Raw genomic sequence first — 24,263 nt, 5'->3', positions numbered from 1 at the left:
AATCTAACCATTTAAATATCAATCAAGAATGATTATTTCAATTAAACATCGACTATTAATCGTAACGCTATTAATCTCACCTTTCATCCTATTGGCCCAATACGGAGATATTGGTGGTATGTCCGGTACGAGAATGGGAGATTACCTTTCCTATTATGGTGGCAGTACCGGTTCAACCAGTAAATTAAAGAGCCCCGAACATTATTTGTTTTCAGGATGGGAAAACAGCGGATCCGTTTATGTTGGTAAAACAGTATTTCGAATCAACAATATCAACTACGATATAAAAATGGGTCAGTTCATGACCAAAACCGACAAGGATTCCCTTTTCATTTATGATAAAAACAGTATTGATAGCATCGCAGTAAATGGCAAAAAATACAAAAAATACTATGACCCATCCTCAACCACAGATCGGGTGGTATTCGCCGAGATCATTTTTGATTCCGATGGCATCAACATCCTTAAAGGTTATTACCTGAGTGAGGTTGAGAGTTCCCCGAACCCCATGATCAATAGACCTAAAGATGTTATTAAACAAAGAACCCGATATTTTACTACCAGTGGCAATACATTGGTACCCTTTAATTTGAACAAAAAAAACGTTCTCAGACAATTAAAGAATTCCAAACAACAGGATTTGGCAAAGAACTTTGCCAAGGAAAACCATCTATCCTTCAATTCGGACTCGGACGTTACAATGATCCTTAAGCACACCTTGAACCAAATGGAATAGGACAATTCCAGAATACAAAACTCAGAACGCCCGATATTCAGGCGTTTGTTATTTAAACTGTTTTTCCATTCCAATATTCCTAATCAATGGATTTTTATTTTATAAAAATGGCAATATGCCCTAAGTAATTTGAAGCTCAACAAAAGATAGAATAAGAGTTTGCCCAAAGGTGTATTTATTAGTATATTAAAACCTAAATCTCAAAAAAAAACAGTTGAAAATGAAATCATTGTTCAAAAAAAAATCCTTGCTATTTTTTATGGCCTTGGTGACACCTATAGTTATTTTGGCCCAAATTCCAAATGCCGACCCCAGTAATTTGGTAGGAGCGACTACTTCCGATTTCAATTCTTTGTTCGGCAGTCAATACGATATTTCCAAAATAAACTCTTTTGGTAGCGTCACCAATGTGGAAAATCTGAAATATGGTGACATGCAAACCAAAGGGGAAAAATTTTTGTTCGAGGACTGGGATAACAATGCTATGCTTTTCGTTGGAGAAAAGGTCTATCGATTGAGCAATATCAACTACGATATTAAGGTTGGGCATTTTATCACTCAAATGGAAAATGATTCACTCTTCATTTTCAATAAATACAGTGTTGATAGTATATCGGTAAACAATAAGATGTTCAAGAAATTTTATGACCCGGCCTCCAAGGATAAAATTGTTTTTGCCGAAGTCATCTATGACGCCAACGGAGTAAGGATTTTGAAGAACCATTACATCAAAGAGGTTGAGGGCTCACCAAATCCTATGATCAATCGGCCAACCAACCAGATCAAGAAAAGAAGCAAATACTATACTGCCATTGATGACACCCTTGAGCCTTTTAATCTGAACAAGCGTAACGTTTTAAAGCAAATTGAAGACCCTTCATTGACCGAGCAAGCAGTGATGTTCGCCAAAGAAAACCGGCTATCGTTCAGTTCTGAGGAAGATGTGGAGCAAATTCTAATATCAATTTATAATTAAGATTTAACTTCCCGACGAAGTTTCGGGTCACTTTGGCCCCGTGTACAAAAAATAAACCGTCCCTATTCCGGGGCGGTTTTTTGGTTACTTTTGCGCTATGAAAGACAACCAGCTCATTTACGGTATAAGGGCGGTCATAGAAGCCATCAATGCCAATCAGCCCATCAATAAAATTTTTCTACAGAAAGGGTTAAAAGGCGACCTGTTCAAGGAGTTGGAAACCACCATTCGAAAAATGGGCATCAGCTCTTCCTATGTTCCCGTGGAAAAATTGAACCGACTGACCCGAAACAACCATCAAGGAGCTGTGGCACAAATCTCCCCGGTTCAGTTCCAAGATTTTGAAACCGTTGTGGAAGAAGTGATGTCCACTCAAAAAGCACCCTTTTTTCTTTTATTGGACCAAGTTTCCGATGTCCGGAATTTTGGAGCGATCATCCGAACAGCGGAGTGTTGTGGTGTTCACTGCATTATTGTTCCCAAAAATGGAGCAGCACCAATTACGGATGATACGGTAAAAACTTCCGCAGGCGCCGTTTTCAATGTTCCCATTTGTAAAGTCGACCATCTTAAAGACGCCATTTTCTATCTGCAGTCGTCAGGAATCGAGGTTACCGCTGCCACAGAAAAGGCTGAAGGTGAAATCTACTCCGTTGATTTTTCCAAACCTACCGCCATCATTATGGGCTCTGAAGAAAAAGGAATTTCCCCTTCCATTCTATCCATAGTGGACCACATGGCGAAATTGCCCTTATTTGGCACTATTGGTTCCTTAAATGTCTCTGTAGCCTGTGGGGTTTTCCTTTATGAGGTAGTTCGGCAGCGAAGTATCTAATATTACTCTTCCTTGGACTCTCTATAATGGTATTTGACCTTAATTTCCGGTTCAGCATCTGATTTGTCCTCAATAAAATTGCCATTTTCATCAAAATGCCGGAGAAATGGATCATGTTCTTCTTCATAGTCCTCCTTCTCCCATTCGTATTTTTTGGGTTCTGGGATATTCACTTTTAAAAACAATGCCATTAACAATCCAGTAATAAAACCTGCCAAATGGCCTTCCCAAGAAATATTGCCTTCCACCGGGAACACATACCAGATCATACTCCCGTAAATGAACACCACCACCAACGATAATGCGACCAATCGAAAATATTTGGTAAATATCCCTTTAAAAAAAATGAAGCTTACCAATACATAAATAATACCACTGGCACCAATATGGTAGGATGGTCTAGCGATTGCCCAAGTGATGAATCCAGACAAGACAACCCCAATGAAAAGTGCCTTTACTGCCGATTGTCTATAAAAATAGAAAAGAAAAGCAGTGAGCACCGCCAAGGGAATGGTGTTGTTGTATAGATGGGACACGGAGCCATGAATAAACGGACTGAAAACAATTCCCCTTAAACCTGAAATTCTTCTTGGATAAATCCCATAATCATTGAAATTGAAGCCAAACTTCACTTCCACCCAAAATACGGTCCAAATGGAAAGCACCGCCAACAAGGGTGCCAATATCACAGCGTTCGAAAACTTAAAATGTTCCTTATTACCCATATCGAGCAAGAAAATCAATTATCCTACCAGAACCATCAATTTACACAAATTGTCAGGCATTTGATATCCCCTACTTTTAAAACAGCACTTCGCCCCTAAAATTGTATTATTTTTAAACCATGAATGAACCTTTGGCCGAACGGATACGTCCCAAAACACTGGAAGATTATATTAGTCAGGAACATCTGGTGGGTGAACAGGGGGCGCTTACCAACCAGATAAAGAATGGGGTTATACCGTCGTTGATTTTCTGGGGACCACCAGGCACCGGAAAGACAACCTTGGCCCAGATTATCGCTACGGAAAGCCAACGTCCCTTTTATACACTCAGTGCCATTAGCAGTGGTGTAAAGGATGTTAGGGAAGTTATTGAAAAAGCAAAGCAAAGTGGCGGTTTGTTCACCTCAAAAAATCCCATATTGTTCATTGATGAGATCCATCGCTTCAGTAAATCCCAACAGGATTCATTACTGGGCGCAGTGGAGAAAGGATGGGTGACCCTTATCGGCGCCACAACAGAGAATCCCAGTTTTGAGGTAATTCCGGCCTTACTCTCGCGATGTCAGGTGTATGTCCTCAAACCTTTTGGAAAGGAAGATCTTATATCCCTATTAAAAAGAGCCATCGCTACGGACAGGTTATTGAAAGACAAAAAAATTGAACTACAGGAAACTGAGGCACTGTTACGCTTGTCTGGCGGTGACGGCAGAAAACTCCTCAATATTTTTGAACTTATCGTCAATTCTGAAACTTCCGATTCCATTATCATTACGAACGAATCGGTCTTGAACAAGGTTCAAAAAAATACGGTGCTGTATGACAAAACTGGGGAACAGCATTACGACATCATTTCGGCGTTTATCAAATCCATTCGGGGAAGCGATCCCAACGCTGCTGTGTACTGGCTGGCACGCATGATCGAAGGCGGTGAGGATGTTAAGTTCATTGCCCGCCGGATGCTCATTTTGGCTTCTGAAGATATTGGGAATGCAAATCCCACTGCCTTGGTACTTGCCAATACCACATTTCAGGCGGTAACCACCATCGGGTATCCCGAAGCACGGATTGTCCTAAGCCAATGTGCCACTTATTTGGCCAGTTCTCCGAAGAGCAATGCCAGTTATGCGGCCATTAAAGAGGCACAACAAAAGGTTCGGGAAACTGGTGATCTATCGGTACCCATGGCCATTAGGAATGCCCCGACCCAGCTTATGGAAGATTTGGGGTACGGCAAAGGCTATGCCTACGCACACGATCACGAAAACAATTTTGTGGATTTTGAGTTCTTGCCCGATGAAATCTCAGGAACTACTTTTTATAGACCGGGCAACAACCCCAGGGAAAAAGCAATGAAGGACTTTTTAAAAAGCCGCTGGAAGGAAAAATATGATTTTTAGAATTTGATTTGGAGTTCAATCTGGTGCTTTTCACCATTTTCGGAATATTCCAAAAACCATTGCTCGCCTTTTTTAAAGATCATGGCACTGTTACCTTGGTATTTTGTCAAAAAGATATTGTCTATGGAAGTCGCCTCCAACCTTAAAACCACTTTTGGTGTACTGTCCACCAACTGATAGCCATTTTCCACCGGTTGCGCATAGAGCAAACTTTCATGCCAAGTCGGGGACATGTGCTTTTTTTCTTCGGCTTTTACAATGTTGGAAGGAACGGGTTCCACACTTTTATAGACCTGTTCTTCCAAGGTTGCTTTTTGCTCCACAACAAGGGAATCCGGTTTCTTCTTTATGTTTTTCACATCATCTTTAAAACTGATAATAATGGGTGCATCTTCCTTTGAGGTCTCCTCTTTGGGTTGATAGCTATAATTAATATTTGAAAATGACCTGAATGCATCCTGAATGGCTTCTCTATAGGCATCGTTATAATCTTTCAGTTTACTCTTTCCCACCAGAGTCCTGAACACCTCTTCATTTTTACAGTTCTTGAGAGTTATGGTAACCTTGGTCGATAACATGGAGGAGTCATCCAAGATATCCGCAATTAAACCCAAACATCTGTTCGTGGCAAGATCCATGGGCATTTCGTCGTCATAAACAACTGTAAACCCAGCCTTAGTAAAGTAAAACTTGGTCAAGGTACTGGTCTGAAACTTGTTCTCACCCTTAAACGCGGCAAACTTTTTGGGCACAACAATATACTTGTATTCATTTAGAGAGCCTTGGGCATTTACGCCCATAACCATGGCAAACATTATCAAAAATATCCAATTCGTCTTCATACCTATGGAATAATCAATTATCGTTCCAAGATATGATATTAAATCCGAACTGTAAAGATAGATAGTGGCTATCCGCCAAATTGCGATAGCTCAACAAATTGTCGCCCATGACATAGAAATTAACGGGCCCGGCTTGCAAATTCAATCCTAAACCGATATTAGAAAATGAATATTTATCAACCGTGTAGGTGGTTTTTAAAGCCAGCACCCTGCCAAATCGCCTTTGGTAAAATCCGGTTAGGGCCGCTTGTACCCCGCGAGGCCTTTTCATCATGAACAACTGGCCACCGACACTGTTCCGGTACATATCCGAGTTACTGCCTCCCCCAGCATTTACACCACAGCCACAATTGTCCATCAATGAATTTCCACCTTCGCCAAAATCGTAACGAATGGACCCGTAAGCCTTAACCGGTCGAAAAGAAATATACCCCGAAGTGTTTTCACCATATGGTAGATCGGCCTCAATATCATCCAAAAGCTCCTGCCAAAGGTCGTTGTTCAGGTTATTGATGTCTTCAGGAAGATACACCGTGATTCCTTCAGTACTGGCGCTCCCTTTCAACGTGTAGTTCCACACATCTTTGGAATTGTAAATAAACCCGACATCCAGAACGCTTGCGGTCAAAGTGGTCTGTGGCGACAACTGATAGCTGAATCCGGCATCGAAGCCCAGACCCAGGTTACCGCCCAACAACACTCGTTCTGTAAACAAACTGGTCAAATCCTTTTGAGTGGTCGAAGTATCTTCATCCACAATATCATAGAAACCCCTAACCCCGGCGGTCTGAAGTTGTAGATCGGCATCCAATGCACTCACATAGATATTATCCTGACCTTGTGTGGTGGTGAAACTTCCTTTATTTTTGATAGATTGAAACTGAAACACACTGGAATATAATTTGGCCCTGGCACCAATGGTGAGGTCATTTCCCATTTTACGATTGATCCCAAAATGAAAGACATTGATCATTTCACCCCGAACATTTACATCTCCTAGATTGAAACGTCTGCCCAAATTGGCACCCCCATTGCCCTCAAAGGCCAAAATGGCCAAGTCTTTTGGCCAATAGGCGATAATATCGGTTTCGCCGTACATCCCAAAGGAATAATAATCGTCGGGCCTGTTCTTTCCCCGAAAACCAACTGTTATACCCTCTATCTGGCTTGTGGTACTAAAATCGTCCTTGCGGGTCATCACATCCAACAAACGCTCTTGTACTTTTGTAGTAAAATCGATGCCATCATTGGCAAAAAGATCGTTTACTGTAACCCCGCTCGTGGCACCTTGAAAGGATAGGCCGGAGATCAGCGGCACACCAACATGCCATTTTTGGGGTGTCTTTACCCCTGGGTTAAGCATTAATGCCTGGGGAATCTCATAAAAATCGTAGAGCAGTTCTTTGTTCTGTGCACAAACCGAAAATGCACCCAACAGTACCAAAAAACCTATCCGCAACAATACCTTCATTTTAATTGGAATAAAAATTCAGCTGCAGAACCCAATTCAATTTTTGGGTCGGCATTGGTCGATGTACTTGTGGTGTCGCCAAGATTGGTAGCCGTAATGCGCAGTTGGGTTGTAGCAGTCAAGATGTCCAGACTTTTACCACCGGGGCCATATACCACTTCGCGAATGAATGTTTCAGATAAATTCGCCTCAATATTGAACGATTCCACATCAAGCACATTGCCCGATGCATCCAGAAATTCTATGGTCAAAAACAGATTCTTACTTGTGGTGTTATCGATGGCATACGTAATCGTCCCCTCCAATAAGCGCTCGGCCACATAGGTTTCGCTAAAGACTTCAAAATCGACTGTTTGCGTGTAAAATGTAGTGGTAGTTACCGAATTGTTTATGGTCTGCTCATCCGATTCCACATAAAAAAGAGGCGTTGCCAACGTAGGCGTAACGGTAAGGTCGTCTATCTGGTCGAAGTTCTGTTCCTCTGTGCACGAAAACATTAAGAACGCACAGGCAGTAACCAGCAGCATCAGGTCAATTCTTTTTTTCATAGCAAAAACATTTTCAAGTGTCCCAAATGGGTGTGAACTGCTTTTACTATAACTCTATAAAATGGTTTTTATTTCAATAAGATCGTGAATCGTAATGCATTCTGGATGCACTGCCTCTAAGTTGGAATTATAGTGTATTACCTGCATGCCCATTGCTTTTGCCCCTAGCACATCGGCCTCCAAATTGTCGCCAACCATCAAGCTTTTATGCGGTTCCACTTTAGCTTGCTCCAAAGCCAATTCAAAAATGTAGGGATGGGGCTTTTTTACCCCGGCGGTTTCGGAATCGATGATCTTATCAAAATAATGGTCGATGGCACTGCCCCTCAACTTTTTGGACTGTACTTCCTGAAATCCATTGGTTATGATATGCAATCGATACTTGGGACTTAGGTATTCCAAAACTTCGATGGTATTGGGCAATAAATGATTAAAGGAAGATAGGTGTTCTATGTACTCATGGGCCAAAAGGTCGATGGTCTCATCGGCAATCCGATGACCCAAGCTGTCGAATGTTCTCCGTAGCCTTTGATAGCGCAATTCGGATTTGGTAACCCGGTTTTCACGGTAGAGGGCCCACATTTGATGGTTTATGGGTGAATACACCTCCAAAAAGCCATTCAGGTCCACACCAACGTTGTTTTCGTTCAAAATCTTGGCAAAAGTGAGCGATGAGTTCTTTTCAAAATCCCAAAGCGTGTGGTCCAGATCGAAAAAAATATCGGTTACCTGATACTCAAACATAATAGCGCTTAATAAATGATTGATAGAGATCCATCCAATCCAAATGCTGTTTGCCCCCCAGTAATTCGTTGGAAAACACCATGACAAAGTTTCCGTTCACCTGTTTTACCGATCGGTATACGCGATCCATCTTTTCAAAGACCTCATCTTTCTTCCGATAATTGACCAAGGCATAATCATGCATGGCAAAGGGATGGACCTTTAAGGGCTGGCGTACCTCCATGTTGATGTCATAAAAATGGAATGGTGTGCAGGTACCTGCCCGAAAACCGATTTCGTGGGTATAGCCCATGGAAAAATCATCGGTAAACTCGGTTTCCACCAAATTGCGATAGGCGGCTGGCACATTTACCCTGTTGTAGCGCAATCTTGAATAGTTGATGGGCCTATTGATCAAATTGCCCAGTTGTCTTTTTTCTTCCTTGAGCACTTCTTTGTTGGTAGAGGAAAGAAAGGAGGTACTCAACGAAACCATACTATAATCCGCAATGGACTTGATCAGGTAACGAAATTTGTTGTTGTTGATGGAAATGTTTTTATCATGGGCCGAATGCTTGGCAAATTGAAAGAAGAACATGGTTTTTATGGGATATTTTTTATGGATGTCCACCAATTCAAAAAAGTTGTCGTAAGGATCTTTCTTGATTCCAAGTAACACGGAAAAACGTTGCACCACCTGGCCAAATTTCAATTTGCCCAAATCCAGGAACATACCGCCCAGCGTGCGGATAAAACCACGCATGGCATAGGCATGGGACGTGGTCACATTGATGATACTGGTACAACTGTAGGTCCGATCCTTTCGCCGTATATTGGGAAATCGTTCCTTCAATGCTGCCAACAATTTAAAGGCCCATAGATCCACCACGGGCATTTCCAAGAATTTATGTTGGTAGGCCAGACTCTCCTTAACCGGGAACCGCCCCACACTGTCCTTCACATGAGGCAGGTATTCCTCATAGCGGCTCAGTAGAAAAAAACTGGCCGAAAATATATCAAACGGAATGGCACTTTTATCTCCAGCCGCAAAAAAGCAAGGCACACCGTCCCAATCAGCCACCTTTATATCCACATCGTTGATACCTTGTTCAAACAACAGGTCGTTGCTTCGGATAAAGAATTCGTTCTGCAAAGGCTGTTTGGAGTAGGTCATTTTTGGTCCACTGTGCTTAATGAATTCCTCCACTTTGGTGGTAAACGAAACCTCCATACCAAGAATCTTCTCAAAAAGCTGCTTGGCCGTGTAGGTCAATCTGTTCGTTACCTTATGTGTGAAAATCAACAACATGGTCGTTTATAAAATCCCTTTGTCCGCAAAACTGAAATAATCCTGTTGGGCCAAAATCAAATGGTCCAAAATTTTGATGTCCAACGCCTCAGATGCCAACTTCAACTTATCTGTGATCTGTTTGTCTGCGAGGGAGGGGATCATAGCGCCCGAGGGATGGTTGTGCGCCAAAATGATACCCACTGCACCGAGTTCCAAAGCTTGTTTCAAAACCAAACGCACATCGACCAGTGTTCCGGTAATGCCACCCTTGCTCAATTGGGCCTTATGAATCACTTTATTGGAATTGTTCAAGTATACAATCCAAAATTCCTCATGCTGTAAATCCCCGATCAAGGGATACAAGAGTTCATAAACATCATGGCTACTTGTGATCTTGGTTATTTTGTCGACAGCCTCCACCCTTCTTCGCCTACCAATTTCCAATGCGGCAGCAATGGTAACTGCCTTTGCCTCACCAATTCCTTTAAATCGCATCAATTGGTTCACGGAAAGCTTTCCGACCTCGTTCAGGTTATGGTTCACTGAAGCCAAAATACGCTTGGATAGTTCCACAGCGCTCTCTTCCCGGTTGCCCGATCCAATAAGAATGGCTATCAATTCGGCATCTGACAGGACATAACTTCCCTTCTGAACCAATTTTTCCCGTGGCCGGTCATCATCAGCCCAATTTTTAATGGAAAAGGAAGCGGTCTTTTCTTGCATGGCCTAAAGATAGAAGAATAATTTTATGTAATTTTCAAGATAATCCTTTCACCATGAAATCACTTTTCAACACTGAGGCCTACCAAGAAATCTTGGAACGCATGGATGCTTTGTCCGAGGAAACCAAAGGACAATGGGGTAAAATGAAGGTCGGACAAATGTTACACCACTGTCAATTTCCCCTTAAAATTGCCTTGGGCAGATATAATCCCAACAACAAGCCCAACCCCATGTTGAAACTGATGGGAAAACTCTTTCGTAATAGCCTGTATAACGACAAGCCATGGCGCAAGGGACTGCCAACCGCCAAAGGGTTACGGGTGACCGAAGACAAGAATTTTGCAGAAGAGAAAGCCAAATTGATAGCACTCATCAACGATTTTCACCAAGAAAAAAACAAGGAGAAATGGGATCCCCATCCAGCTTTTGGATCCTTTACCCCAGAACAATGGGGACAGATGCAGTACAAGCACCTAGATCACCATTTGCGACAATTCGGGGTTTGATCAGGACGTAAATTTTGATTTCAATCCATCAAAATCCAAGTTACCATAATTGCCGGAACTCATTAATAACAGAACAGCTCCGTCATAATTCCGCGCAATTACGTACTCTTGAAAATCTTCGGCCCTGGTAAAAACATGGATGTCTTCCCTACCAAAGGCCTCCAAAATTTGTTGGGCGGAAACCTCGGGAAGTCCCTTGATCTTCAGGGCATCGGGCGAATAAAAAACAATGGCCTCATCTGCCCCATCCAATGCACCTTTGTACTGCAAAAGAAATTTAGGATTCAAACTGCTATAGGTATGTAGTTCCAGGCAGGCGATCAATTTTCTTTGTGGATATTGTTCCCGCACCGATTTGGTGGTGGCGCGCACCTTGCTCGGCGCATGGGCAAAATCCTTGTAAGCAATCTTGTTTTTACCTTCGGCAATCTTTTCAAGCCTTTTGGCCGCGCCTTTAAAGGTGGTTATAGCCTCATAAAAATCCGCCTCGTCCACACCCATTTGTTGACAAATCCACTTGGCTCCGGCCAAGTTGCTTAAGTTGTGCGTTCCAAATATTTCAAGCGGCATTTCCCCATCTGGGGTCTCCAAATAGGTAATTCCATCTTCTACGCGATGCTCGGGTACCCCATACGGAAACTTTCGAATGGGATTTTCGGTGGCCTCCACCACGTTCTTAACCTCCACATCTTCCAGATTATAGGTAATGCTCCCACCCTTCACAATACTGTCCACAAAAATCCGGAATTGCTCCACATAGTTTTCAAAAGTTGGAAATACATTAATATGATCCCAGGCAATACCACTCAACAAGGCAATATTGGGTTTGTACAGATGAAATTTGGGTCTTCTGTCCAAGGCTGAGGAAAGGTATTCATCCCCTTCCAAAACAATAAAATCGTTCGTATCGGTCAAATGCACCATCCTGTCAAAACCCTCCAATTGGGCCCCGACCATGTAATCCACTTCCATCTCGTTATATTGGAGCACATGCAATATCATGGACGTAATGGTGGTCTTGCCATGGCTGCCCCCGATCACCACTCGGGTCTTGAACTTTGATTGCTCGTACAAAAACTCGGGGTAGGAATAAATCTTCAGTCCCAACTCTTGCGCCTTCAGTAATTCGGGGTTATCGGCTTTGGCATGCATTCCCAAGATTATGGCATCCAATTGTGCATGGATTTTTTCAGGATACCAACCGAGGGCTTCGGGCAAAAGTCCTTTGGACTGCAATCTGCTCTTCGAGGGTTCAAAAATGGCATCGTCACTGCCCGTAATGGTGTAGCCCTTTTCCAGTAATGCCAATGCCAAGTTATGCATGGCGCTGCCTCCTATAGCGATAAAATGTATATGCATGAAAATGGATTATCGTTCAAAAATAGCCATTGCCCTACCCAATACAAACAAAGAAACCATCTTATTAATTTTTATCTTGCCTTAAATTTTAGAACAATGAACTTATCGGATATCAAATCAAAGGAAATTATGCCCGGCTACCATGGCAAATTGGTACATGGCGAACAAATGAGCTGGGTTTTTTGGGATGTGGAGCAGAATGCCGAAGTGCCTGAGCACCACCATATGAACGAACAGATCATGCACGTGGTGGAAGGTTCGTTTGAATTCACCCTTGATGGGAACACCAAGGTATACAGACCCGGTGATATTGTAGTCATCCCTTCCCATACCCCGCACAGCGGAAAAGCGTTGACGCCTTGTAAATTGATGGATATTTTTAGCCCGGCCCGGGAAGAATACAAGTAAACATGAACATTGCACTAAACGGAAAAAAAGCCCTTGTAGGAGGCAGTAGCAAAGGCATTGGCGAGGCCATAGCACGACAATTGGCGGCCAGTGGCGCCAGTGTAACACTGATGGCCCGAAACGAAGAGCGCATGAAATCCATTATTGCGGAAATGGATACAAGCCATGGGCAGACACATCAATATCTGGTGGTTGATTTTACCGATTTCGAAGGATACAAAGCAACCATTTCCGAATTTTTTCAGAACAACACCGTAGACATCTTGGTGAACAACACCCAGGGACCCGAAGCCGGTGGCGCCTTGGAAAAAAAAGTGGACGATTACCAACGGGCATTCGACCTTTTGTTCAAGTCGGTGGTGTACACTACTGAACTGGCCTTGGCACATATGCAACAACAAAAATGGGGTCGGATTATCAATGTGGCTTCCATTTCGGTGAAGGAACCCCTAAATTATTTGGCACTGTCCAATTCCATTCGAGCTGCAGTGGTCACATGGGCCAAAAGTCTGGCCTACGATGTGGCCCCCTTCGGCATAACGGTGAACAGTACACTAACGGGATATTTCGATACCGACCGCATTGCCCAACTGAATTCGAAAAAAGCGGAAAAATTGGGAATTTCCCCAAATGAAGTGCGTTCCAATATGGAAGAGCAGGTTCCCGTTAAACGTATTGGCGAGCCAAGGGAGTACGGATATTTGGTCACATTTCTGGCCTCCGATAACGCTGCCTTCATTACGGGAACCAATATTCCCATTGACGGCGGGCTTCTAAAATCGCTTTAAAACTGATTCATTTTCAGTAAAATAACCGTATCAAAAATACAGGGCTATTCTTTTTTTGGGTACTTTTAGTGTACAACCTTCAAAACAATCACCTATGAATTCTAAAGTTTTTATGGTGGCGCGTATCCTTCTGGGATTGTTCGTCATCGTTTTTGGGGCCAACAAACTGTATCCCTTTCTTCCAGCCCCCGAAGAAATGCCCGAAGCAATGATGACCTATTTCACCGGCCTAACCGTATCCAAAACCTTGTTATTGGTGGGATTGGTGGAAGTGGTTTCAGGAATTGCCTTTATCCTGAACAAATATGGCGCCCTGATGGCCCTAATTTTGATGAGTGTTTCGGTGTGTGCGGTTTTGTTCCACCTGACCATGGCCATGGAAGGGATTGCGCCCGCATTGGCACTGCTTATTTTAAATATTGTGGTGTTATACGGCTACAAGGACAGATACAAGGATATTTTAAGACCCTGACCATAAAAAAGGCCTTCAATTTGAAGGCTTTTTTTTATAGACTCATTTTGTCTTTGAAAATATAGGATTGTCGGCGCGAAACCTCAACCTCCTCCCCGTTTTGAAGGGTCAATTTTAATTTACCATTGAACCACGGCACTACATCAACCACATAATTGGTATTGACAATCTGTTGGCGGTTGGCCCGAAAAAAGCAATCCTCCGGCAACTTCTCTTCCACTTGGTTCAACGATTTGTACAACATGGGTTTCTGATCCCCAAAAAAGACACGGGTATAGTTCCCAACAATCTCAAAAAGAGAGATTTCACCGATTTTAACCAACCAACATGCTTCCCCATCCTTAATAAATATTTGGCTGCTTTCGGTGAGCTTTTTGGCCTTATGGGTATTCCGGGATTCATCCAGTTTCACTCTCACCTTCTCCAACGCCTGATCAAAACGTTTGGCACTAACAGGCTTCAACAGATAGTCCAGTGCGTTGTATTCAAAGGACTTGATGGCATATTCGTCGTAGGCCGTCGTAAAAACGGTTATGGGTACCTCATCCAACATTTCGAGCAGTTCAAAACCATCCTTTTCGGGCATGTTGATGTCCAAGAACAACAAATCGGGTCTTTCGTTCTGGATAAGTTCAACACCAGCATCCACATTTTCGGCTTCCCCAACAATGAGCAAGTCATCGTGTTGGTTGATAAGTTCCTTCAGCTCGTTTCTGGCCAAACGGGAATCCTCTACTATGACTGCCCTGATCTTCATGACATGGGAATTATGATGTTGGCCACCACCTCTTCGGAAACCTCTTGGAGATCAAAGGATGCTTTATCGGCATACAACAGTTTTAAACGCTGCTTGATATTTTTTAGGCCCAATTGGGTGGACCCTTTTTCAATTTTCAATTTACCCGTGTTGCGTACCTCAATGAGCAGGTTGTCCCCTTCCCTAGTAATGGTCAAAACAATCCTACCCCCATTTTTTAGGTTGGCTATCCCGTGTTTGGCTGCATTTTCTATCAGTAATTGGATCACCATCGGAGGAATCCGAAGATCTAAGGTATCGGCATCCACATTTTTGACAAACTCCAGCCTGTCCTCAAATTGAATCTTGGAGAGGTCGATATAGTTGTCCACCACCTCCAATTCCTCACGCACCGGAATATCGTTGATGTTGTTCTTGGTAAGGGAATAGCGGAGGATCTCGGATAATTTGGTGAGCATTTCCCTCGACTTTTCCACATCTTCCAACATCAATCCACGAATGTTGTTCAAACTATTGAACATAAAATGGGGATTGATCTGGCCTTTCAATGTGTTTAGCTGCGCCTGTTTCAAGGTAGTGTTGAGTTCGAGGCGTTCAATGCGATCTTGGTTGAGTTTCAACAACAATTTAATGACCAAATAGGTGACCACCCAAGAACCGATCATAAACAAGGAATTGATGACCTGGATCCAAAAATTATCATAGCTCCTGTACAATTGGAGCTCCGCATCGGTCAAAGCAGGTCCAAAATGAACATAGATAAAGCCGAAAAATACGTTGAGTAGACCAAACAATAGGGAAGCCAACAATATCGAAACCACTATTTTGATGAGCTCCCGACCCCCAAACGATTCAAACTTAATGTTTCGTTTAAGATAATACCGAAGCAACGATGTGGAAAAAACCCCGATAAAAATACCGATGACCACCGAATATAGTGTGAGTTGCCAACTGATGTTTTTGGGCACAAATACCGCCAATAAATTAAGGAAGCTCCAACCAAACAATTGGAGCCCCCAAAATATGTAATTTCTTTTTTTATCGCTCAATTCCATTGAGACATGGAAGTTTTATCAAATATACCTCTAGTTTATTGGATTCCACAATCTTCACAGAACCACAACTAAGATTTCTGTGCTGTTCTTCTTTTAAAAAGATTGCAACAACAATCCTTCTTGGGCAAAAAGGCTATCCAAACCATGGTCAACCCTGAATAGAAGAAAGGAAAATAACGGTTATAGTCCCATCCGTCGAACTTTCCAAAAATACCAATGGCACCACCTATAATACCAATGGCAATGATTACAATTTGCGTTGTACTGAACTTTTTCATATCGTTTTTACTATTATTATCCACCTTAGATCAGAATACTGACCAGAACGGAAATTATCAATTTGGCTAGTGCGATCATGACTATTGATTTGTAATTGTTCAGCTAATGTAAGCACGTGATGTAAGGTGGGAAACCAAATTATGACCAGTGGTAAATTTGATGAGCTGAGCGGTAAACGGATTTAATTGTAGTGTGATTACGACTCCTAAATGCTGGTTTTCAGACTATTTGTGCTCGGGCGGGTATTTTGAAAACACCTTTTTCACCAATGCTTTTAGATTGGCTTCCCTTACGCTGGGCGAGGCATTGTCGCGATAGCCGCTTTCGGCAACCGCCTGCCAGATCAGGGCATCGCGCTGGGCATCTACCAGATCGATCTGAATGCTGCGTTGAATGCCACCACTTCCAACCGGGATACCAACGGATATGCCGCCTCCAACATTTCGGCCCGTACCACCAATACCAACACCCACAGCATTGTTTGGTGCATTGCGAAACTTACTGCTCAGGATATTGATGTACATTTCGGGTTCTTCGGCCAAGCGGTAGCCCCTGGATTGCAGAGTGGAATCCAGTATACGGACCAAGCGCCGTTCATCCAGTTCAGATAGACCGGTTTGCAAATCCGAAAAATAATTATAGGTCGTATAATTGGAGAAATTGGTCTCCTTGTCGTAATCATAATTCACCCTGATGGTAGTACAGGATACCATCAAAAACAACAAGACCAAAGACATAAGAAACCGCATTTGGGGCGTTTTTGGATGCACCTAAATTTACGGAATAAACCGATTGCCAGTGGAAAATTTGGGACTTATTCGTTCAACAACGCCCAAAGTCTATCCTTCAGTTCTTGGATACCCAGTCCACTCACCGAAGATATAAAGAGGTAGGGCACATCCTTGAAATCTTCTTTCATATCATCCCGCATTTCCTCAATGAGCTCTTCATCCAACATATCGCACTTGGAGATGGCGACCAGCCTGTTTTTGTCCAACAATTCCGGATTGTATCGGCGCAGTTCATCCAAAAGAATGGCGTATTCCTGACTGATGTCCTTGCTGTCTACCGGGATTAAAAAGAGTAATGTGGCATTGCGTTCGATGTGACGCAAGAAGTAGTGTCCCAAGCCCTTGCCTTCAGCTGCCCCTTCTATAATTCCTGGGATATCGGCCAACACAAAGCTCTTGAAATCCCGATATTCCACAATGCCCAAATTGGGTTTAAGTGTGGTGAACTCATAATCGGCAATCTTAGGTTTGGCAGAGGTCATCGCCGCAAGCAGTGTTGATTTTCCCGCATTGGGAAAACCGACCAACCCTACATCGGCCAACACTTTCAACTCCAAGGTAATGTAGGTTTCCTGACCCGGAATCCCTGGTTGGGCGTATCTTGGGGTTTGGTTCGTGGCCGTTTTAAAATGCCAGTTTCCCCGACCTCCCATTCCTCCTTCAAGAATGATTTTTTCTTCTTGGTCCTCCGTTATTTCAAAAAGGACCTTTTTGGTTTCGGAATCGCGGATTACGGTGCCAAGCGGCACTTCCAAATACACATCCTCACCATCGGCACCGGTACTGCGACTTTTTCCACCATGTTCACCATGGCCCGCCTTAAAATGTTTTTTGAACTTAAAATGGTATAAGGTCCAAAGGTTTTTGTTTCCCCTGATAATCACATGTCCACCACGACCACCATCACCACCATCGGGGCCTCCCTTGGCAACATATTTTTCACGATGTAAATGCGCAGAACCTTTACCCCCGTTTCCAGAAGCGATATGCACTTTTACATAATCCACAAAATTGCCCTCGGTCATATTTGGAATGTTTAGTATCAAGGTATTGCCAAAAGCCCTTAGGCCGGCCTTCACCTAAAATAGTACTATTAATTTAGGAACCTAACATTGGTCCTTCAAGGTTCTTACATCAATGAATCGATAACGTTGCTCAAACGTTCCGTAATCTCATCGATATCGCCAATACCGTTAACGGAATGGAACTTGCCCTGTTTTTCGTAGTAGGCTTTCAGTGGGGCTGTTTTTTGGTTGTATTCATCAAAACGGTTGCGGATCTTGTCCTCATCCTGATCATCGGAGCGACCACTGCTTTTGCCACGTTCCAACAAACGGGCCACCAAAATATCGTCCTCAGCCTCCAAAGCGATGGTTGCGTTCACCTTCATATCCTTGGACTCCAAAAAGTTGTCCAATGCCTCTGCCTGGGCAGCGGTACGTGGAAATCCATCAAAAATGAAACCAGCGGCATCCGGGTTTTTCTCCACCTCATCCTTCAACATGTCGATGGTCACCTCATCGGGCACCAAATCGCCTTTATCAATGTAAGATTTGGCCAATACTCCCAGTTCGGTTCCGTTTTTAATGTTGTAGCGGAACACATCCCCTGTGGAAATATGCTTCAAATTGTATTTCTCCTTCAAAAACCCTGCTTGGGTTCCTTTGCCTGCACCTGGCTTGCCAAAGAGCACTAGGTTGATCATATCTGATTGATTTAATTGGTAAACTTCTCTTAGGTTCCTCCCCAATTCGTTATAATCCAGACCGTAGCCCACAATGAAATTATCCGGGATGTCAATTCCAAAGTAATCGATGGGATATTCGCCATTGTACACCTCGGATTTGTAAAAAAGGGTGGCAATTTTGAACTCTTTAACTTTTGCATTCGAAAACAGGTGCACCAATTGCTTCAGTGTGCGCCCGGTATCCACCACATCTTCCAAAATAATCACACTTTTGCCATCCAAATCCTCGGGGACATCCAACAGCGTTTCCACAATACCCGTGGAGGTAAGCCCTTGGTAGGAACTCAATCGAACAAAGGATACTTCACAAGGGTGTTGATAGGCCTTCAAGAAGTCGGCAACGAACATAAGGGCACCATTGAGCACCCCAACAAAAAGTGGTGTCTCATCTTTGTAGTCCTTTGCGATTTCCTTGGCCATTTTGGCAACGGCCGCAAGAATCTGTTCTTCCTTCAAATAGGGCTTAAAAACCTTGTCGTGAAGCTTTATCAATGTTCTCTTTTTATATTTAGGTTGGCAAAGATAGCATTTTTACAGGTGGTATTCCCAGCGATCTTTCATAGCTTCGGGGATTTCACGTATTTTTGTATTCATTCCAATTCGCTGATCAATGCAATTTTTTTCATCCAACTTTAAATTGGGCATTTTAGGAGGTGGACAGTTGGGCAAAATGATGCTCTACGAAACCCGAAAATGGGACATTTACACCAAGGTGATGGATGCCTCGCCCGAAGCTCCCTGCAAAATAGCCTGCAATGAATTTGTACTGGGCAGCCTGATGGATTTTGATGCCGTTTACAATTTTGGCAAAGATGTTGACGTCCTCACCATAGAGATCGAGAACGTTAATTTGGATGCCCTTGAAAAATTGGAACACGAGGGGATTACGGTATATCCACCGACCAAAGCCCTACGGACCATCCAAAACAAAGCAACACAAAAGTTGTTCTATGTGGACCACGACATTCCAACAGCGCCCTTTACCCGGTTTGCATACACCTCAGAAATCGAAGACAGCATCCACAACGGTGGGCTGCAACTGCCCTTTGTTTGGAAAAGTGCCCAATTCGGTTATGACGGTCAAGGTGTGAAAGTTGTAAGAAAAATGGAAGATCTTACCAACCTTCCCAATGTGGAGTGCATTGCCGAGCAAATGATCGATTTTAAAAATGAATTGGCCGTGATCGTAGCGCGGAACACCAAAGGTGAGGTGGCCACCTATCCGGTGGTGGAAATGGAATTCCACCCCGAGGCCAATCAAGTGGAATATGTGATCTGCCCTGCCCGAATCGATGCGGTTGTGGCCAAAAAGGCACAGGAAGTGGCCTTGAAGGTATCCGCAGAGATGGAACAAGTAGGACTATTGGCCGTGGAAATGTTCCAAACCAAAAACAATCAGATTTTGGTGAACGAAGTGGCACCCAGACCGCATAATAGTGGCCATTACAGTATCGAAGCCAGTTACACCAATCAATTCGAGCAACACATTCGGGCCATTTTGGGACTACCCTTGGGCAAAACAGACAGCAAGGTTGCCGGTATTATGGTGAATCTTGTTGGTGCCGAAGGCTATACTGGTGATGTGATTTATGAAAACATGGAAAAAATTCTGCACATGGATGGGGTTACACCGCACATTTATGGAAAGAAAGAAACCCGTCCTTTTCGTAAGATGGGCCATGTGACCATTGTGGACGAAAACATGGCAAGGGCACGCCAAGTGGCCCAAGAAGTAAAGGAAACGATAAAAGTGATAAGCAAATAACGATATGAGCAAAGTAGCCGTGATCATGGGAAGTACAAGCGACCTCCCCGTAATGCAGGACGCTGTTGATATACTGAAGGAATTCGGAATCGATGTGGACGTGGATATTGTATCGGCACACCGTACCCCCGAGAAACTGTTCGATTTTGGCAAAAACGCACATAAAAATGGCTATTCGGTAATCATTGCCGGGGCAGGTGGGGCAGCCCATTTACCCGGAATGGTGGCCTCTTTGTCACCGTTGCCCGTAATCGGCGTTCCTGTAAAAAGCAGCAATTCCATCGATGGGTGGGACTCGGTCCTGTCCATTTTGCAAATGCCGGGCGGTGTTCCGGTTGCGACCGTGGCGCTTAATGGTGCCAAGAATGCGGGAATTTTGGCAGCACAGATCATCGGCAGTGCACATCCCGAAGTTTTGGAAAAAATTGCTTCCTACAAAGAAGGACTAAAAGCAAAAGTCATCAAAGGGGCGGAAGAGGTAAAGAAAAAATCCTAATCGATCGCTTCACCATGAACTACAACCAGATTGGCATTTTATTGGGGGTTTGTATGCTCCTGTTTCTTGGAGTCACCTTTAAGAAAGTACACAATCCCTATCTCTTGAGCATCTGGAAAAGTGGTCTTCTGGTTTTTACATTATATGCTGCGCTATTGATCTATATCGAGATCCACTGGCAATTTATTTCCGATTATGCCGACAAATATGATTTGAACGGTAACGGTTTTGTCGACCTGAACGAATATTCTGAGGAGGCCATTAAAGCCATGAACAAAAAAACCTACGGAACCAATGTGCGGATTTATGCGCCTTTGACCATGGCTGCACTTTCTTCGATCATAGGCTTTGCCTATTTGATCAACGATTGGACCGTAACCCGATTAAAAATTCAAGAATACAAGAAATCTGTATGAACAATCCATTATTGGAGCCATTTGATCAAGCTCCGTTTTCAAAAATAAAGAACGAACATTTTAAACCTGCTTTCCTACAGGCCATTGAAGATGCCAAAAAGGAAATCGATGCCATTGTGGACAACCCGGAACCACCATCGTTTGAAAATACGGTGGCCACCTTGGATTTTGCAGGCCAGCAGTTGGACCGGATTTCCAGTGTTTTCTTTAACCTGAATTCTGCGGAGACCAATGAGGAAATCCAGAAAATAGCCCAGGAGATATCTCCGCTATTATCGGAGTTCAGCAACGATATCACCCTAAACCAAGGGTTGTTTCAACGTATCAAAACAGTCTATGAACAACGAGACAGCCTGGAACTGAATCCGGAGCAGTACACCCTATTGGAGAAAAAGTACAAGAGCTTCAGCCGAAATGGGGCCAATTTGAACGATGCGGACAAAAAGCGACTGCGTGAAATTGATGCCGAACTGGCCAAATTGAAATTGACCTTTGGGGAAAATGTGTTGGCCGAGACCAATAAATATGAAATGCTCCTTACCGACGAGGAGGACTTGAAGGGACTTCCTGAAGGTGAAAAAGAAGCGGCCGCCCATTTGGCCGAATCCAAAGGAAAAAAAGGTTGGCTCATAACCTTGGATTATCCAAGTTACATTCCATTCATGAAATACGCCGAAAACCGGGAACTTCGAAAAGAACTTTCCATGGCTTTTGGCAGCAAAGGGTTCCATAGCGATGAACTGGACAATCAAGAAAATGTATTGAAAATTGTGAACCTTCGTCATGAACGGGCCAATTTGTTGGGCTACCCTACCCATGCCCATTTTGTGTTAGAGGAACGCATGGCCGAGACCCCGAAGAAGGTCCTGGATTTTTTGAACGAACTACTGGAAAAGGCAAAGCCTGCCGCAGAACGTGAATTTGCCGAATTGGAGGCCTTTGCCAAAGAATTGGACAACATCGATACCCTTCAGAAATGGGACAGCGCCTATTATTCAGAAAAACTGAAACAGAAGTTGTTCAATTTGGATGATGAAAAGTTGAAGCCCTACTTCAAATTGGAAAATGTGATCGATGGGGTGTTTAAAGTGGCCGAAAAACTATTTGGACTCTCCTTCAAGGAAGTTTCCTCTATTGACAAATACCACGAGGAGGTCAAAACCTATGAAGTCTATGACGATGCCGGCAACTTCATTTCGTTGTTCTATGCCGATTTTCATCCACGACCCGGCAAGCGCGGCGGTGCCTGGATGACTTCCTTCAAACCCCAATTTACGTTGAATGGCACAAACAGCAGACCACATATTTCCAACGTCTGCAACTTTACCAGATCCACCAGCAAAAAACCGTCATTATTGACCTTTAATGAGGTTACTACCCTGTTCCACGAGTTCGGACATGGATTGCACGGGATGTTGGCCAACACCACCTACCCGAGTCTATCGGGAACATCCGTGTACTGGGATTTTGTGGAATTGCCCAGCCAGGTAATGGAAAACTGGTGTTATGAGAAAGAGGCCTTGGAATTGTTTGCCTTTCATTATGAGACCGGGGAACTCATCCCCATGGAATTGGTGGAAAAAATAAAGGAGTCGTCCAATTTTCAAGAAGGAATGGCCACTTTACGTCAATTGAGTTTTGGCTTTTTGGACATGGCTTGGCACGGTAAGGACCCTTCCAGCATCAATAATGTAAAGGCATTTGAAGACCAGGCTTTCGAAGGCACCCGTTTGTTCCCCGAAACACCGGAAACCTGCATGAGCACTTCCTTTTCCCATATTTTTCAGGGAGGCTATTCCTCCGGGTACTACAGCTACAAGTGGGCAGAGGTGTTGGATGCGGATGCGTTTGCATTTTTCAAGGAGAATGGGATTTTCAACAGGGAAATTGCTGAAAAGTTCAAGGAAAATGTACTGTCCAAAGGTGGCACGGAAAACCCAATGGATCTATACAAGAGATTCCGGGGCTCCGAACCCAACATTGATGCCTTGTTGGAACGGGCCGGGCTTCTCGCCAAGACCTAGAACAAGTTCCAATTAAGTTGCAAGGGACCCTACACCCAAGGTAAAGATGGTTACAAGGACACCGACAGAAATTCCTATAATGGTTTTTTCAGTGGAAAAAGTGCGTTGCTTTCTTTCAGTAATCAAAGCCCTTTGAATCGTAATTTCGTTACCCCCGCTGCAATACTGTAACTGTAGAATCGGTAACCGACGTAACGGTCACTTTTTCCAAGTTTCCAGCACCAATTTGTATCTCATATTTTTCACCTACACTATAGGAATCTTGGGTGTCCGCCATATTTTTGTAACTGTAACAACTGGGAAACAGTACCAGCACTATTATGGGAATGATTATTCTGATTTTTGGTTCCACGTATTTTTGTTAGTGACTGATTATATACAAATTACAACTGTTTTCCCATACATACACACCATTGTTTTTGCACAGATTCCTTCAACCAAATCCTAAATAAGCGTTAAACTTTAATCAATTTGTTAGCTAACCCACTCCATATCGTCTAATGGGATTTTAACCACAAGCAGGTCCTTTAGGCCGTGCTATCCAAAAAAACGATTACATTTGGTACCTCAATAGGACTATGGCCGTGAACGAACTACATCCGGAAAATTGGGTTGACCTGTATGCAGATTATCTGTTCAATTACGCTATTACCAGGGTAAGCGATGCAGAAATTGCCAAAGATTTGGTGCAGGAAACCTTTTATGCCGGATTAAATTCTTCCAAAAACTATAAGGGCGATGCGGCCGAACGCACTTGGCTCATTTCGATTTTGAAGCGAAAAGTGATTGACCATTACCGAAAGATCAATTCCAAAAAAGGAAAGGCCGAGGTACGTATGAACTATAGCTCGGATTCCGATGCTGAGGGCGATTGGTTGGAGCAACAAGTAGCAGACCCTTTTAGCAGGGATGGTGACAATGTAATGGAAAATGAGGAATTGGGATTGGCCATACAAGATTGCATATCCAAACTGCCCCAAAAACAGGCATTGGTCTTTAAATTAAAGACCATTCAGGGTATGAGCACCGAAGATGTATGTAATGAACTGGAAATAAATCCGTCCAATCTTTGGGTGATGATCCATAGGGCGCGAACCGCCTTGATGGGCTGTTTAAATGAAAATTGGTTTTAA

General features: G+C 43.4%; 28 protein-coding genes. 13 read left to right on the top strand and 15 right to left on the bottom strand.

Annotation, left to right across the window (positions count from 1 at the left end):
* Window positions 1–28 precede the first annotated feature (28 nt).
* From EO131_RS14725 to rlmB, 3 genes are all read left to right on the top strand, one after another.
* A complete protein-coding gene (locus tag EO131_RS14725; protein WP_127023897.1) occupies window positions 29–736 on the top strand; it encodes a hypothetical protein in 708 nt (235 codons plus the stop codon).
* Between the two features lie 220 nt (window positions 737–956).
* The gene (locus EO131_RS14720) at window positions 957–1,712 is read left to right on the top strand and encodes a hypothetical protein (protein WP_127023894.1); all 756 of its coding nucleotides are present in this window, start codon (window positions 957–959) and stop codon (window positions 1,710–1,712) included.
* Window positions 1,713–1,809: 97 nt separating this feature from the next.
* Window positions 1,810–2,547 (top strand): 23S rRNA (guanosine(2251)-2'-O)-methyltransferase RlmB, encoded by a 738-nt coding sequence (rlmB, locus tag EO131_RS14715; protein ID WP_127023891.1) that lies wholly within the window; start codon window positions 1,810–1,812, stop codon window positions 2,545–2,547.
* A 2-nt stretch (window positions 2,548–2,549) separates the two neighbouring features.
* On the opposite strand, the gene EO131_RS14710 is transcribed toward rlmB, so the two are convergent.
* The gene (locus EO131_RS14710; protein WP_127023888.1) at window positions 2,550–3,272 is read right to left on the bottom strand and encodes a rhomboid family intramembrane serine protease; all 723 of its coding nucleotides are present in this window, start codon (window positions 3,270–3,272) and stop codon (window positions 2,550–2,552) included.
* Window positions 3,273–3,391: 119 nt separating this feature from the next.
* On the opposite strand from EO131_RS14710, the gene EO131_RS14705 reads away from it, so the two are divergent.
* On the top strand, window positions 3,392–4,669 hold the full coding sequence (locus tag EO131_RS14705) for a replication-associated recombination protein A (RefSeq protein WP_127023885.1): 1,278 nt from the start codon (window positions 3,392–3,394) through the stop codon (window positions 4,667–4,669).
* Here the strand turns inward: EO131_RS14705 and EO131_RS14700 are convergent.
* Genes EO131_RS14700 through radC form a run of 6 tightly spaced genes read right to left on the bottom strand, consistent with a single transcriptional unit; the run spans window position 4,666 to window position 10,267 of the window.
* Window positions 4,666–5,511, bottom strand: a complete 846-nt coding sequence (locus tag EO131_RS14700; RefSeq protein WP_127023882.1) for a hypothetical protein — start codon at window positions 5,509–5,511, stop codon at window positions 4,666–4,668. The genes EO131_RS14705 and EO131_RS14700 overlap by 4 nt on opposite strands.
* Window positions 5,512–5,524: 13 nt before the next feature.
* Window positions 5,525–6,982 carry a DUF5723 family protein gene (locus tag EO131_RS14695; protein WP_127023879.1) on the bottom strand — a complete coding sequence of 486 codons (1,458 nt, stop codon included), beginning with the start codon at window positions 6,980–6,982 and terminating at the stop codon, window positions 5,525–5,527.
* Window positions 6,979–7,530, bottom strand: a complete 552-nt coding sequence (locus EO131_RS14690; protein ID WP_127023876.1) for a hypothetical protein — start codon at window positions 7,528–7,530, stop codon at window positions 6,979–6,981. The genes EO131_RS14695 and EO131_RS14690 overlap by 4 nt, the downstream gene beginning before the upstream one ends.
* Window positions 7,531–7,584: 54 nt before the next feature.
* Window positions 7,585–8,274, bottom strand: coding sequence for a YjjG family noncanonical pyrimidine nucleotidase (locus EO131_RS14685; protein WP_127023872.1), 690 nt, complete (start codon window positions 8,272–8,274; stop codon window positions 7,585–7,587).
* Window positions 8,267–9,562: a polysaccharide deacetylase family protein gene (locus EO131_RS14680; protein ID WP_127023870.1), complete on the bottom strand. Its 1,296-nt coding sequence runs from the start codon at window positions 9,560–9,562 to the stop codon at window positions 8,267–8,269. Before EO131_RS14680 ends, EO131_RS14685 begins: the two co-directional genes overlap by 8 nt.
* A 6-nt stretch (window positions 9,563–9,568) precedes the next feature.
* Window positions 9,569–10,267 (bottom strand): RadC family protein, encoded by a 699-nt coding sequence (radC, locus tag EO131_RS14675; protein WP_127023867.1) that lies wholly within the window; start codon window positions 10,265–10,267, stop codon window positions 9,569–9,571.
* Between the two features lie 53 nt (window positions 10,268–10,320).
* Between radC and EO131_RS14670 the strand changes: the two genes are divergently transcribed.
* Entirely contained in the window at window positions 10,321–10,773 is a 453-nt protein-coding gene (locus EO131_RS14670) for a DUF1569 domain-containing protein (RefSeq protein WP_127023864.1), read from the top strand.
* Here EO131_RS14670 and EO131_RS14665 read toward each other — a convergent pair whose 3' ends face one another.
* Window positions 10,774–12,132, bottom strand: a complete 1,359-nt coding sequence (locus EO131_RS14665; RefSeq protein ID WP_127023861.1) for a UDP-N-acetylmuramate--L-alanine ligase — start codon at window positions 12,130–12,132, stop codon at window positions 10,774–10,776. It lies immediately after the preceding gene.
* Between the two features lie 96 nt (window positions 12,133–12,228).
* Here EO131_RS14665 and EO131_RS14660 point away from each other — a divergent pair, with 96 nt between their 5' ends.
* From EO131_RS14660 to EO131_RS14650, 3 genes are all read left to right on the top strand, one after another.
* The gene (locus EO131_RS14660) at window positions 12,229–12,540 is read left to right on the top strand and encodes a cupin domain-containing protein (protein WP_127023858.1); all 312 of its coding nucleotides are present in this window, start codon (window positions 12,229–12,231) and stop codon (window positions 12,538–12,540) included.
* A 2-nt stretch (window positions 12,541–12,542) separates the two neighbouring features.
* Complete coding sequence (locus EO131_RS14655) at window positions 12,543–13,328, top strand: SDR family oxidoreductase (protein WP_127023855.1); 786 nt, start codon at window positions 12,543–12,545, stop codon at window positions 13,326–13,328.
* A 94-nt stretch (window positions 13,329–13,422) separates the two neighbouring features.
* Complete coding sequence (locus tag EO131_RS14650; protein ID WP_127023852.1) at window positions 13,423–13,800, top strand: DoxX family membrane protein; 378 nt, start codon at window positions 13,423–13,425, stop codon at window positions 13,798–13,800.
* Window positions 13,801–13,834: 34 nt separating this feature from the next.
* Here the strand turns inward: EO131_RS14650 and EO131_RS14645 are convergent, their stop codons facing one another.
* From EO131_RS14645 to EO131_RS14620, 6 genes are all read right to left on the bottom strand, one after another.
* Window positions 13,835–14,557 (bottom strand): LytR/AlgR family response regulator transcription factor, encoded by a 723-nt coding sequence (locus tag EO131_RS14645; protein ID WP_127023849.1) that lies wholly within the window; start codon window positions 14,555–14,557, stop codon window positions 13,835–13,837.
* The gene (locus tag EO131_RS14640) at window positions 14,554–15,612 is read right to left on the bottom strand and encodes a sensor histidine kinase (protein ID WP_127023846.1); all 1,059 of its coding nucleotides are present in this window, start codon (window positions 15,610–15,612) and stop codon (window positions 14,554–14,556) included. The genes EO131_RS14645 and EO131_RS14640 overlap by 4 nt, the downstream gene beginning before the upstream one ends.
* A 68-nt stretch (window positions 15,613–15,680) precedes the next feature.
* Entirely contained in the window at window positions 15,681–15,890 is a 210-nt protein-coding gene (locus EO131_RS14635; RefSeq protein ID WP_127023843.1) for a hypothetical protein, read from the bottom strand.
* 225 nt (window positions 15,891–16,115) lie between these two features.
* The gene (locus EO131_RS14630; RefSeq protein ID WP_127023840.1) at window positions 16,116–16,640 is read right to left on the bottom strand and encodes a DUF4136 domain-containing protein; all 525 of its coding nucleotides are present in this window, start codon (window positions 16,638–16,640) and stop codon (window positions 16,116–16,118) included.
* Window positions 16,641–16,705: 65 nt separating this feature from the next.
* Window positions 16,706–17,707 carry a GTPase ObgE gene (gene obgE / locus EO131_RS14625; protein WP_127023836.1) on the bottom strand — a complete coding sequence of 334 codons (1,002 nt, stop codon included), beginning with the start codon at window positions 17,705–17,707 and terminating at the stop codon, window positions 16,706–16,708.
* Window positions 17,708–17,811: 104 nt separating this feature from the next.
* Entirely contained in the window at window positions 17,812–18,921 is a 1,110-nt protein-coding gene (locus tag EO131_RS14620) for an adenylate kinase (protein ID WP_127023833.1), read from the bottom strand.
* A 118-nt stretch (window positions 18,922–19,039) separates the two neighbouring features.
* On the opposite strand from EO131_RS14620, the gene EO131_RS14615 reads away from it, so the two are divergent.
* The 4 genes from EO131_RS14615 to EO131_RS14600 are packed head-to-tail and all read left to right on the top strand — an operon-like array spanning window position 19,040 to window position 23,130.
* Window positions 19,040–20,194 (top strand): 5-(carboxyamino)imidazole ribonucleotide synthase, encoded by a 1,155-nt coding sequence (locus EO131_RS14615; RefSeq protein WP_127023830.1) that lies wholly within the window; start codon window positions 19,040–19,042, stop codon window positions 20,192–20,194.
* 4 nt (window positions 20,195–20,198) lie between these two features.
* On the top strand, window positions 20,199–20,690 hold the full coding sequence (gene purE / locus EO131_RS14610; RefSeq protein WP_127023827.1) for a 5-(carboxyamino)imidazole ribonucleotide mutase: 492 nt from the start codon (window positions 20,199–20,201) through the stop codon (window positions 20,688–20,690).
* Between the two features lie 14 nt (window positions 20,691–20,704).
* Window positions 20,705–21,106 (top strand): hypothetical protein, encoded by a 402-nt coding sequence (locus tag EO131_RS14605; protein ID WP_127023824.1) that lies wholly within the window; start codon window positions 20,705–20,707, stop codon window positions 21,104–21,106.
* Window positions 21,103–23,130 (top strand): M3 family metallopeptidase, encoded by a 2,028-nt coding sequence (locus EO131_RS14600; protein WP_127023821.1) that lies wholly within the window; start codon window positions 21,103–21,105, stop codon window positions 23,128–23,130. Before EO131_RS14605 ends, EO131_RS14600 begins: the two co-directional genes overlap by 4 nt.
* 148 nt (window positions 23,131–23,278) lie before the next feature.
* Here EO131_RS14600 and EO131_RS14595 read toward each other — a convergent pair whose 3' ends face one another.
* A complete protein-coding gene (locus EO131_RS14595) occupies window positions 23,279–23,482 on the bottom strand; it encodes a hypothetical protein (protein ID WP_127023818.1) in 204 nt (67 codons plus the stop codon).
* Between the two features lie 226 nt (window positions 23,483–23,708).
* Between EO131_RS14595 and EO131_RS14590 the strand changes: the two genes are divergently transcribed.
* A complete protein-coding gene (locus EO131_RS14590) occupies window positions 23,709–24,263 on the top strand; it encodes a sigma-70 family RNA polymerase sigma factor (protein WP_127023815.1) in 555 nt (184 codons plus the stop codon).

Source organism: Flagellimonas beolgyonensis (assembly GCF_003992615.1).
Classification (GTDB): Bacteria; Bacteroidota; Bacteroidia; order Flavobacteriales; family Flavobacteriaceae; genus Flagellimonas; species Flagellimonas beolgyonensis.
Note: the sequence above shows the minus strand (reverse complement) of the source record. Positions and strands in the feature narration are given on the sequence as shown.

What these genes read in the sequence shown, in the direction of transcription:
- EO131_RS14645 (WP_127023849.1), bottom strand. Translation starts at nt 14,557, where the DNA reads ATGAAGATCAGGGCAGTCATAGTAGAGGATTCCCGTTTGGCCAGAAAC.
- EO131_RS14615 (WP_127023830.1), top strand. Translation starts at nt 19,040, where the DNA reads ATGCAATTTTTTTCATCCAACTTTAAATTGGGCATTTTAGGAGGTGGA.
- EO131_RS14685 (WP_127023872.1), bottom strand. Translation starts at nt 8,274, where the DNA reads ATGTTTGAGTATCAGGTAACCGATATTTTTTTCGATCTGGACCACACG.
- EO131_RS14720 (WP_127023894.1), top strand. Translation starts at nt 957, where the DNA reads ATGAAATCATTGTTCAAAAAAAAATCCTTGCTATTTTTTATGGCCTTG.
- EO131_RS14605 (WP_127023824.1), top strand. Translation starts at nt 20,705, where the DNA reads ATGAACTACAACCAGATTGGCATTTTATTGGGGGTTTGTATGCTCCTG.
- EO131_RS14710 (WP_127023888.1), bottom strand. Translation starts at nt 3,272, where the DNA reads ATGGGTAATAAGGAACATTTTAAGTTTTCGAACGCTGTGATATTGGCA.
- obgE (WP_127023836.1), bottom strand. Translation starts at nt 17,707, where the DNA reads ATGACCGAGGGCAATTTTGTGGATTATGTAAAAGTGCATATCGCTTCT.
- EO131_RS14635 (WP_127023843.1), bottom strand. Translation starts at nt 15,890, where the DNA reads ATGAAAAAGTTCAGTACAACGCAAATTGTAATCATTGCCATTGGTATT.
- EO131_RS14660 (WP_127023858.1), top strand. Translation starts at nt 12,229, where the DNA reads ATGAACTTATCGGATATCAAATCAAAGGAAATTATGCCCGGCTACCAT.
- EO131_RS14680 (WP_127023870.1), bottom strand. Translation starts at nt 9,562, where the DNA reads ATGTTGTTGATTTTCACACATAAGGTAACGAACAGATTGACCTACACG.
- EO131_RS14655 (WP_127023855.1), top strand. Translation starts at nt 12,543, where the DNA reads ATGAACATTGCACTAAACGGAAAAAAAGCCCTTGTAGGAGGCAGTAGC.
- EO131_RS14695 (WP_127023879.1), bottom strand. Translation starts at nt 6,982, where the DNA reads ATGAAGGTATTGTTGCGGATAGGTTTTTTGGTACTGTTGGGTGCATTT.
- rlmB (WP_127023891.1), top strand. Translation starts at nt 1,810, where the DNA reads ATGAAAGACAACCAGCTCATTTACGGTATAAGGGCGGTCATAGAAGCC.
- EO131_RS14640 (WP_127023846.1), bottom strand. Translation starts at nt 15,612, where the DNA reads ATGGAATTGAGCGATAAAAAAAGAAATTACATATTTTGGGGGCTCCAA.
- EO131_RS14700 (WP_127023882.1), bottom strand. Translation starts at nt 5,511, where the DNA reads ATGAAGACGAATTGGATATTTTTGATAATGTTTGCCATGGTTATGGGC.
- EO131_RS14665 (WP_127023861.1), bottom strand. Translation starts at nt 12,132, where the DNA reads ATGCATATACATTTTATCGCTATAGGAGGCAGCGCCATGCATAACTTG.
- EO131_RS14600 (WP_127023821.1), top strand. Translation starts at nt 21,103, where the DNA reads ATGAACAATCCATTATTGGAGCCATTTGATCAAGCTCCGTTTTCAAAA.
- EO131_RS14705 (WP_127023885.1), top strand. Translation starts at nt 3,392, where the DNA reads ATGAATGAACCTTTGGCCGAACGGATACGTCCCAAAACACTGGAAGAT.
- EO131_RS14670 (WP_127023864.1), top strand. Translation starts at nt 10,321, where the DNA reads ATGAAATCACTTTTCAACACTGAGGCCTACCAAGAAATCTTGGAACGC.
- radC (WP_127023867.1), bottom strand. Translation starts at nt 10,267, where the DNA reads ATGCAAGAAAAGACCGCTTCCTTTTCCATTAAAAATTGGGCTGATGAT.
- EO131_RS14650 (WP_127023852.1), top strand. Translation starts at nt 13,423, where the DNA reads ATGAATTCTAAAGTTTTTATGGTGGCGCGTATCCTTCTGGGATTGTTC.
- EO131_RS14725 (WP_127023897.1), top strand. Translation starts at nt 29, where the DNA reads ATGATTATTTCAATTAAACATCGACTATTAATCGTAACGCTATTAATC.
- EO131_RS14690 (WP_127023876.1), bottom strand. Translation starts at nt 7,530, where the DNA reads ATGAAAAAAAGAATTGACCTGATGCTGCTGGTTACTGCCTGTGCGTTC.
- EO131_RS14590 (WP_127023815.1), top strand. Translation starts at nt 23,709, where the DNA reads ATGGCCGTGAACGAACTACATCCGGAAAATTGGGTTGACCTGTATGCA.
- EO131_RS14630 (WP_127023840.1), bottom strand. Translation starts at nt 16,640, where the DNA reads ATGCGGTTTCTTATGTCTTTGGTCTTGTTGTTTTTGATGGTATCCTGT.
- purE (WP_127023827.1), top strand. Translation starts at nt 20,199, where the DNA reads ATGAGCAAAGTAGCCGTGATCATGGGAAGTACAAGCGACCTCCCCGTA.